This is a genomic window from Gemmatimonas sp., from assembly GCF_044345575.1.
In the GTDB taxonomy this organism is placed as follows: domain Bacteria; phylum Gemmatimonadota; class Gemmatimonadetes; order Gemmatimonadales; family Gemmatimonadaceae; genus Gemmatimonas.
This window is the reverse complement of sequence record NZ_JBIJAW010000166.1, coordinates 1-7,422: the sequence shown is the minus strand read 5'-3', so window position 1 is coordinate 7,422 and position 7,422 is coordinate 1. Positions and strand designations below refer to the sequence as shown.

At 65.5% G+C, this 7,422-nt stretch carries 6 protein-coding genes; all 6 read right to left on the bottom strand.

The genetic code is table 11. From position 1 onward, the window contains the following. The coding region (locus ACIQ6O_RS10555; protein WP_396207750.1) for an alanine--tRNA ligase-related protein at window positions 1-809 on the bottom strand (809 nt) is incomplete at its 3' end. A gap of 46 nt (window positions 810-855) precedes the next feature. Further along, the gene (locus ACIQ6O_RS10550) at window positions 856-1,518 is read right to left on the bottom strand and encodes a regulatory protein RecX (RefSeq protein ID WP_396207749.1); all 663 of its coding nucleotides are present in this window, start codon (window positions 1,516-1,518) and stop codon (window positions 856-858) included. A 115-nt stretch (window positions 1,519-1,633) separates the two neighbouring features. After that, window positions 1,634-2,710 (bottom strand): recombinase RecA, encoded by a 1,077-nt coding sequence (recA, locus tag ACIQ6O_RS10545; protein ID WP_396207748.1) that lies wholly within the window; start codon window positions 2,708-2,710, stop codon window positions 1,634-1,636. 100 nt (window positions 2,711-2,810) lie between these two features. Further along, window positions 2,811-3,176 carry a YraN family protein gene (locus ACIQ6O_RS10540; protein ID WP_396207747.1) on the bottom strand — a complete coding sequence of 122 codons (366 nt, stop codon included), beginning with the start codon at window positions 3,174-3,176 and terminating at the stop codon, window positions 2,811-2,813. Window positions 3,177-3,283: 107 nt separating this feature from the next. Continuing rightward, window positions 3,284-4,057 (bottom strand): glycerophosphodiester phosphodiesterase family protein, encoded by a 774-nt coding sequence (locus tag ACIQ6O_RS10535; protein ID WP_396207746.1) that lies wholly within the window; start codon window positions 4,055-4,057, stop codon window positions 3,284-3,286. Between the two features lie 202 nt (window positions 4,058-4,259). Further along, window positions 4,260-7,181, bottom strand: coding sequence for a TonB-dependent receptor domain-containing protein (locus tag ACIQ6O_RS10530; RefSeq protein WP_396207745.1), 2,922 nt, complete (start codon window positions 7,179-7,181; stop codon window positions 4,260-4,262). Window positions 7,182-7,422 lie beyond the last annotated feature (241 nt).

Below are 7,422 nucleotides of genomic sequence, written 5' to 3'. Positions count from 1 at the left end.
CCGTCGGTGTGGAAGTTGTTCGTCACTCCCTGCATCACGGCCGCGATGCGCTCGAGCCCGGCGCCGGTATCGACCGACGGCTTGGGGAGCGGGACCAACGTGCCATCGGGCTGACGATCGAACTGCATGAACACGAGATTCCAGATCTCGAGGAAGCGTCCCGCTTCTGCCCCTTCAACGAAGGCGTCCTGCGAGTACTCCTCGAGATCCGTGTTGGTCCACTCGCCGGTGGCGTCGGCCGGGAACGCCCAGTCCGCGGCCATCTTGGCGAGGTCCACGTAAATCTCGGTGCACGGCCCGCACGGGCCAGTGTCGGCCATCTGCCAGAAGTTGTCCTTGGCCCCAAGACCGTAGATGCGGTTCTCAGGGACATTCGCGACCTCCTTCCACAGCTGCCGCGCCTCGTCGTCTTCATGGAAGACGGTGACGCGCAGATGCTCGCGCGGAATCTTCAGGTCTTCGGTGATGAACTCCCACGCGAACTTGATGGCGTCGCGCTTGAAGTAATCACCGAACGAGAAGTTGCCGAGCATCTCGAAGAAGGTGTGATGCCGCGCCGTATGGCCGACCTGCTCGAGGTCGTTGTGCTTGCCACCGGCCCGGACACACTTCTGTGAGGTGGTGGCGCGACGGTTGCCATCGGGCGCCTCCTCCATGCCGAGGAACACCTTTTTGAACTGGACCATCCCGGCGTTGGTAAACAGCAGGGTGGGGTCGTCGGAGGGCACGAGCGCGGAGCTCGGACGGATGGCGTGGCCGTTCTTCTCGAAGTAGGCCAGGAATCGGGCGCGGATTTCGGCAGCGAGCATAAGTCGCTCAATATAGCCGACTTGGAATGCGACTGCAGCGTCTGCCCTATTCGTCGTCTGCTGACCCGAGCACGTCGCGGGCCACACGGCGAGCCACGCTTCCGGCGTAGCCGCGTCGCATCAGGAAGGCCAGCAGCTTGCGCTGGGCCGCCACCGGATCCTCCGAGGCAAGCGTGCGGGCCCTTTTCTCCGCGACCGCCCGACAGGCGGCTTCCTCGTCGAATCCGTCCTCACGCATCGCGTCAGCGACGGCCTCACTTACGACCGAACCAGCGACCCCTTTCCGCCGGAGCTGCTGCTTGACCCGCGCGGGCGCCTCGCCTCGACGCAGACGCGAAGCGGCCTCCGCGCTGGCCACCGCCTCGTCGGAGAGAAGCCCGTTGGCCTCCAGACGGTCCAACGCCTCCCGGATCTGAGCAGCGGTCGCCTCACGCCGTCGCAACCGGAGTTCCAGCTCACGACGGGTACGCCGGCCACGCGCGAGTGCATCGAGCGCACGGTCGGTGAGCTCGGTAATGGTATGCTCGTGACGGAGCCGTTCGAGCGCCGGCTCCGTAAGCACGACGCCCGGGCGCGTAGCCCCGGTGTCTGCAAGCACGGCCACACCAACGAGGAGCTGCTGGCCGTCGCTCAGCGACACCAGATAGCGCCCGGGACGGCGTGGCGACTCGCGCAGCTCTTTAACTGTTGGGGAAAGCGGTTCGGTCATGGGCAAAAAAGAGCCGAGGGGCTACTCACGATGAGCCGTGGTGATCCGGGCACCACTTCCCATCGCGAGCGACCCCTCGGCCCTCACACGCAGTCACGAGTTGATCGTGCTACGCTCAGTCCTCCGCCTCTTCGGCTCCGGCCACCGGTGCCGCGGCATTTACGCCGAGGACGACCTTGACCTTCTCTTCGATCTCCGCCATGAGCGCCGGGTTGTCCTTGAGGAACAGCTTGGCGTTTTCGCGGCCCTGACCGATACGCTGCGAGCCGTAGCTGTACCACGCCCCTGCCTTGTCGATGATGCCGGCTTCGACGCCGATGTCGACGAGGAGCGAGGTGTGGCTGATGCCTTCGGCGTACATGATGTCGAACTCGGCCTGCTTGAACGGCGGCGCCACCTTGTTCTTCACGACCTTCACGCGCACGTGCGACCCGATGACGTCTTCTTTTTCCTTGACGGGACCAATGCGGCGGATGTCGAGGCGCAGCGAGGCGTAGAACTTGAGTGCCTTACCACCAGTGGTGGTCTCGGGGTTGCCAAACATGACGCCGATCTTTTCGCGCAGCTGATTGATGAAGACCACGGAGACCTTCGAGCGCGCAATCGCACCGGTGAGCTTGCGGAGTGCCTGACTCATGAGGCGCGCCTGCAGACCGACGTGCGAATCGCCCATGTCGCCCTCGATTTCGGCCTTGGGCACGAGCGCCGCGACGGAGTCGATCACGATTACATCGACGGCGCCGGAGCGCACGAGGATTTCGCAGATCTCAAGCGCCTGCTCGCCCGTATCGGGCTGCGAGATGAGCATGTTCTCGACGTCGACGCCGAGCTTCTTGGCATACTCGGTATCGAGCGCGTGCTCGGCGTCGATGTAGGCGGCGACGCCACCGTTGCGCTGCGCGTTGGCGACAACATGCAGACAGAGCGTCGTCTTACCGCTGGACTCAGGGCCGTAGATCTCGGTAATGCGGCCACGTGGGATACCGCCCACGCCGATCGCGGCATCGAGATTGATCGCACCCGTGGGGATGGATTCGACGCGCACTTTCGCGTCGGTGCCCAGCCGCATGATGGAGCCCTTGCCGCAGCTCTTCTCGATCTGCGCGACTGCGAGCGCCAGGGCCTTGCGCTTGTCGTCTGTAATCACCGAACCCGCCATGAAGACCGCCGTCGTAAGGGGTGAAGCTACCATGCCCTGGCCCGCGAGAATCTACGGAGAACGCGGACAGGACCAAGACCCGAATAAAATACGAAACTTTGCCGATGTGGACAACTCCCCAAATCGCCCGATTTCAGGACAAACCGAAGGCATTGGGGACATGCCGAACCCGGACAGTATGACCGACCAGCAGCACCCCGACCACATCGAACCGATACCACAGGGTGTCCGCGCCGTGACGATCCACCCAAACACGAGCCGACCGCACCAACTCCCGCCGTTTGCGGTAATGCACCGCCTCCACCGGGCTGCCGAACCGCTCGCTGCGCCGTGCCTTGACCTCGACGAATGCCACCACGTGCTCGCGCCGCATGATGAGATCGATATCGCGGTGGCCAACGCGGAACCGGTGGGCCACCACCTGCCAGCCATCGCGCATCAGCCAACGGGCCGCGATTCGCTCCCCAAGCAAGCCAAGATCCTGGCGCGCTTTCGTCATGGGGCGAGTCTACAGCACCCGCCTGACAAAAGTCGCATCGTTTTCTCAGGCACCGTGCCGTTCCTACGCAGTGCGCCGCATTTGGCGCACGCGCGAAGCCCTCGCGCTCAGACGCCCCGACGTGCGGCCAGCATCAGGGCCGGGTCATCGCTGATGATGCCCTGCACGCCCTGTCTCCACAATCGCTGCGCCCGGGATGGCTCGTTCACGGTCCACACATGCGTGACCACACCGTGCTCGCGCACCGCCCGCACGATCGAGCCGATGGGAACGGGAATGCCGCGACGGGTGGGGGGAATACAGAGCGCCCGGTACCATGGCTGTGGAACACGCTGCCGCAAAATCGCGGGGGCAACCAGGCGGGCCACATCGGGCGTACTCGCCCCGAGTGCAACAGCGCCATGACGCAGGGGGAAGGTGCTCGCCGGATCGAAACCGGCCACGATCACGCGCGCTGTCAGGTTATGTCGAGCGATCGCCTGCACGAGCGCGGGTGTCGCGTCGGGCGTCTTGACCTCGACGATCAGCGGCAGGTCACGGGGTAAGGCCTCGATCACGTGATCGAACCGCGGCACCCCGGCGCCGCGCCCGCGCCAGGGGAAGTCGCGCCCGTTCGACGTGAAGCGCGCCCCCGCGTCGACGCCCACAAGGTCGGCGAAGGTATACGCCGCCACGGCACCGGACGCATCGGTCGTACGGTCGAGCGTCACGTCGTGCATGAGGACGAGCACCCCGTCCCGCGTGATCCGCACGTCGAACTCCACCGCATCTGCTCCCAGCGCCACGGCCTCAAGCAGACTGGGGAGCGTGTTCTCCGGTGCGTGCGCCCGATTGCCGCGGTGACCGATGACCGGACGGGCGTTAGGGTCGAGCAGGATCATCCTGCAACCTAACGGCCCCCCGCGCTGCGATGGCTACGCCGAATGCCAGCGTTTGGTCACGGAAACAGCGGCAGGCCGGAGGCGGGCGTCGGCCGTTACCGGCTCCGGAAACGACAACAGGGCGACACCCAGAGGTGCCGCCCTGCTGCAACTCACACCGACGCGATGTGAGGGGACGTGTATCCCGCCCTCGTTCGATGAATCAGAACGAGTACTGGATGCGCGTCATGACCATCCGCCCGATCTCAGGCACGCCCGGGAACGTGCGCACCCGATTGTCGAGCAGGTTCGTCGCATTGAGCGACCACATCAGCTTCTGCGCGCCCAGCTTGAAGCGCTTCGAGACCTGCGCATCGAAGAGCGTGGCCTGGGGCACATTTTCGTAGCAGAAGGTACCGGCCGGCGCCGGGCTGCAGCGCCCCACCCCGCCCTGCGCATTCGTCGTCGCGCCAGTCTGACCGGCGGCGAGCGGGAACGCCAGGTTGGTGGCATACACGCCGGAGTTCACCGGGAACGCCTGGTTGAAGCGACCACGCAGGTCGAAGCCGATCCCGTTTTCGGGGTTGTTGTAGCGCAGGCCGAGCGACCCACGCGACCGCGGCGAGTTCGACATGAGCGGCAGGTTGTTGCCGCCGGCGATGCCGTCGAACACGTTGCGGTCCTGATAGCTGTAGGCCACGTCGAGGGTGACGCGGTCGGTGGCATTGAAGTCCACCGCCATGTCGAGCCCCTTCACCCAGATCTTGCCGGTGGAGGTGAAGTACGTCGCGTAGATCGCGTTGGCCGCCGTGGGCTGATTGGCAAAAGTCACCACACCCACGGGCAGTGCCGCGACGCTCGGGGTGAGCGCACCGGCAAGCCCGCCAGCGAGCGCCTGAATCTGCGCCGGCTGCAGTCCGAGGGGCTGCGACGCGAGGAAGGCGCCAATCTGCTGCCCGAGATAGCCACCCAGCTGCTGCGGGTTGCCGAAGAACACGTTCGGCGTGGCGAGCGCGGCCGAGGTGCCGATGTCACCACGTTCCTGCGTCCAGGCGGAAACGTCGAAGCGCAGCTTGTTGCCGACGATTCCCTTCCAGCCGACTTCGTACGTGTTGTTGAACGACGCCGCCAGGGGATCGATGTCGGTGAGCTGCGCGGCCGTCACGGGCGTGGTGGGCGCGGTGAGATACGACACGCGGGTGGCGAGGTCGTTGCTCGTCGGCGCACGCGAGCCGAGGAACTGCACCATGCCGGTGGCCACGGCCTGCGCGGTGGCGGCGGGGAAGCCCTGCTGCTGCAGCGCACCGGCGATGGACGGCACGAGGCGCGACGACAGCGCCGAGATGGCGCCCGGGAACGCCGAGGCGGCGGACACCCCGGTGAAGTTGCCACCGTTCGCGTACACCGACCGCATGCACATGGAGCCCAGCGCGCTTCCGTTGCAATTACGGGCGAACTGGAGGCCATCCTTCGGCGGATTGCCACGCGCGCGGATGTCGAAGCCCGAGCCACCCACATTGGGCGACTGGATCAGGTCGAGGAAGAACGAGAAGTTGGCCGGCGTCGAGAAGGCCCGATTGTAGGTGAACCGGATGTTCTGGTTCTCCGAGGGCTTCACGATGAACGCCGCGCGCGGCGAGAAGAACTGGCCGTTGATGACGTTGTTGCCGTCACCACGGGCAGCCAGCAGCAGCTCGAGATACTTGTTCGGACGCGTCGTGGACTGGATGTAGCCACCATACTCGGTGACGTTGTCCACGTCCTCGTTGACCCCGTTGATCGTGTTACCGGTGCGGGGATTGGTCCAGATATAGTCCACGCCGTAGGTGAACGACTGCTTCTTGCCGAGGTCGAAGCCATGCTGGAGCTGCGCGGCCGCCACGCGCGACTGGTCGACGATCGGCTGGCCTGAGCGCAGCAGGTAGGTGCCACTGCCGTCCTGCGCATTGGCGTTACCGGCATCGCTGCTGTTCAGGAAGGCCTGTGCGAAGAGCTTGTTCCAGCGGAAGCGCTGCTGGAGGCTCAGGTAGGTCCAGTTCTTGATCTGGGCCGAGCCGTTCGCACCCGTGAGTTCGATGGCGTTACCAACGTTCGTGTACCCGAGCGTCGTGATCGCCTCGGTGTTGGTGGTGGGGCGCACATCGACACGGGCCTCACCGGTGAAGCGCTGCAGGTCGAAATCGCGGTTGTTGGCCTGACCACGACGCGCCGCCGGCACATTGGCCGTATTCGGGAACGTGGTGGGTTCACTGCGATCGTTGTACTCCCAGTCGCGCCCCTGCATGTATTCGCCGGAGAGCTTGAACGCCACCTTGTCGTTCAGCTTCTGCGCCGTGCGCAGCCCCGTGCGGAACACCGAGCGCTCGCCACCGTCGAGGCTGATGGTCGTGCCCTGTGACGCGAAGGGCGACTTGGTGATCACGTGCAGCACACCGTTGGAGCTGTTCGGGCCGTAGAGCGCCGACGCCGGACCGAGGAGCACTTCCATGCGGTCGATGTCCTCGTTCGTACCCGTGAACAGGAACGGCACGTTCACGCGCAGCGACGGCACACCGGCGAACCGGTAGTCCTGCAGCATCAGCATGGAGCCGCTGAAGGCGTTATTGAAACCACGCGCCACCACGTTGGCCTGCGCGATACCACCGCGGTTGATGTCCACACCGGGGGTAGCACGGAGATGATCCGTGACCGTCACGGCCGGGGTGGCCTCGATGCGCTCGCTCGAAATGACGGAGATCGACGCGGGGGCGTCGAGGGCCTTCTCGGGGCGCGCGCGGCTCGCGGTCACGACCGTCTGCGACAGCGTGGTGGTGGCCTGGGTGAGCGCGATATCCACCGTCTGGCCCGGACGCACGTTGGCGACGGACTTACGCTCGTAGCCCAACAGGCGCGCGGTGACGGTGTAACTGCCGTTCGGCAGGTTGACGATGCGGTAGCTACCATCGGCGCCGGTGATGGCGCCATAACGCTGGCCACCGGCGACCTCGGCGCTCACGCCGACATTTTCGACAGGACGGCCAGTGCCGGCGTCGGTGACTTTACCGGTGATGGCGCCCCCCTGGGCGGCCAGCGGGGAAGTCGCGACGGACGCCGCGGCGACCGCAACGGCGGCAGCGGCAATAACGCGTCGGAGCAGCAGGTACATCTCACACCTCGTGAGGTAGGAAAGAACAGCGAGGTCCGGCATACCCGCGACGGTTCGCGGGTCAAGGTGGGATTCCGTGGTCTGAACGTGCCGGATGGACGCGCGGAATGTCCTATGTTGACCGACTACGTGAAGCTCGTCAATACGCAGCCGCCAACTCGGGCCGATAAATCGCCCCGCCCCCTCGCCACCGCGGGGGGTACGAATGCTCCACCGTCAGCCGTCGCCGCATCTGCGGCGA

Coding starts and splice junctions, on each gene's coding strand:
- ACIQ6O_RS10550 (WP_396207749.1), bottom strand. CDS start 1,518: ATGACCGAACCGCTTTCCCCAACAGTTAAAGAGCTGCGCGAGTCGCCA.
- recA (WP_396207748.1), bottom strand. CDS start 2,710: ATGGTAGCTTCACCCCTTACGACGGCGGTCTTCATGGCGGGTTCGGTG.
- ACIQ6O_RS10540 (WP_396207747.1), bottom strand. CDS start 3,176: ATGACGAAAGCGCGCCAGGATCTTGGCTTGCTTGGGGAGCGAATCGCG.
- ACIQ6O_RS10535 (WP_396207746.1), bottom strand. CDS start 4,057: ATGATCCTGCTCGACCCTAACGCCCGTCCGGTCATCGGTCACCGCGGC.
- ACIQ6O_RS10530 (WP_396207745.1), bottom strand. CDS start 7,181: ATGTACCTGCTGCTCCGACGCGTTATTGCCGCTGCCGCCGTTGCGGTC.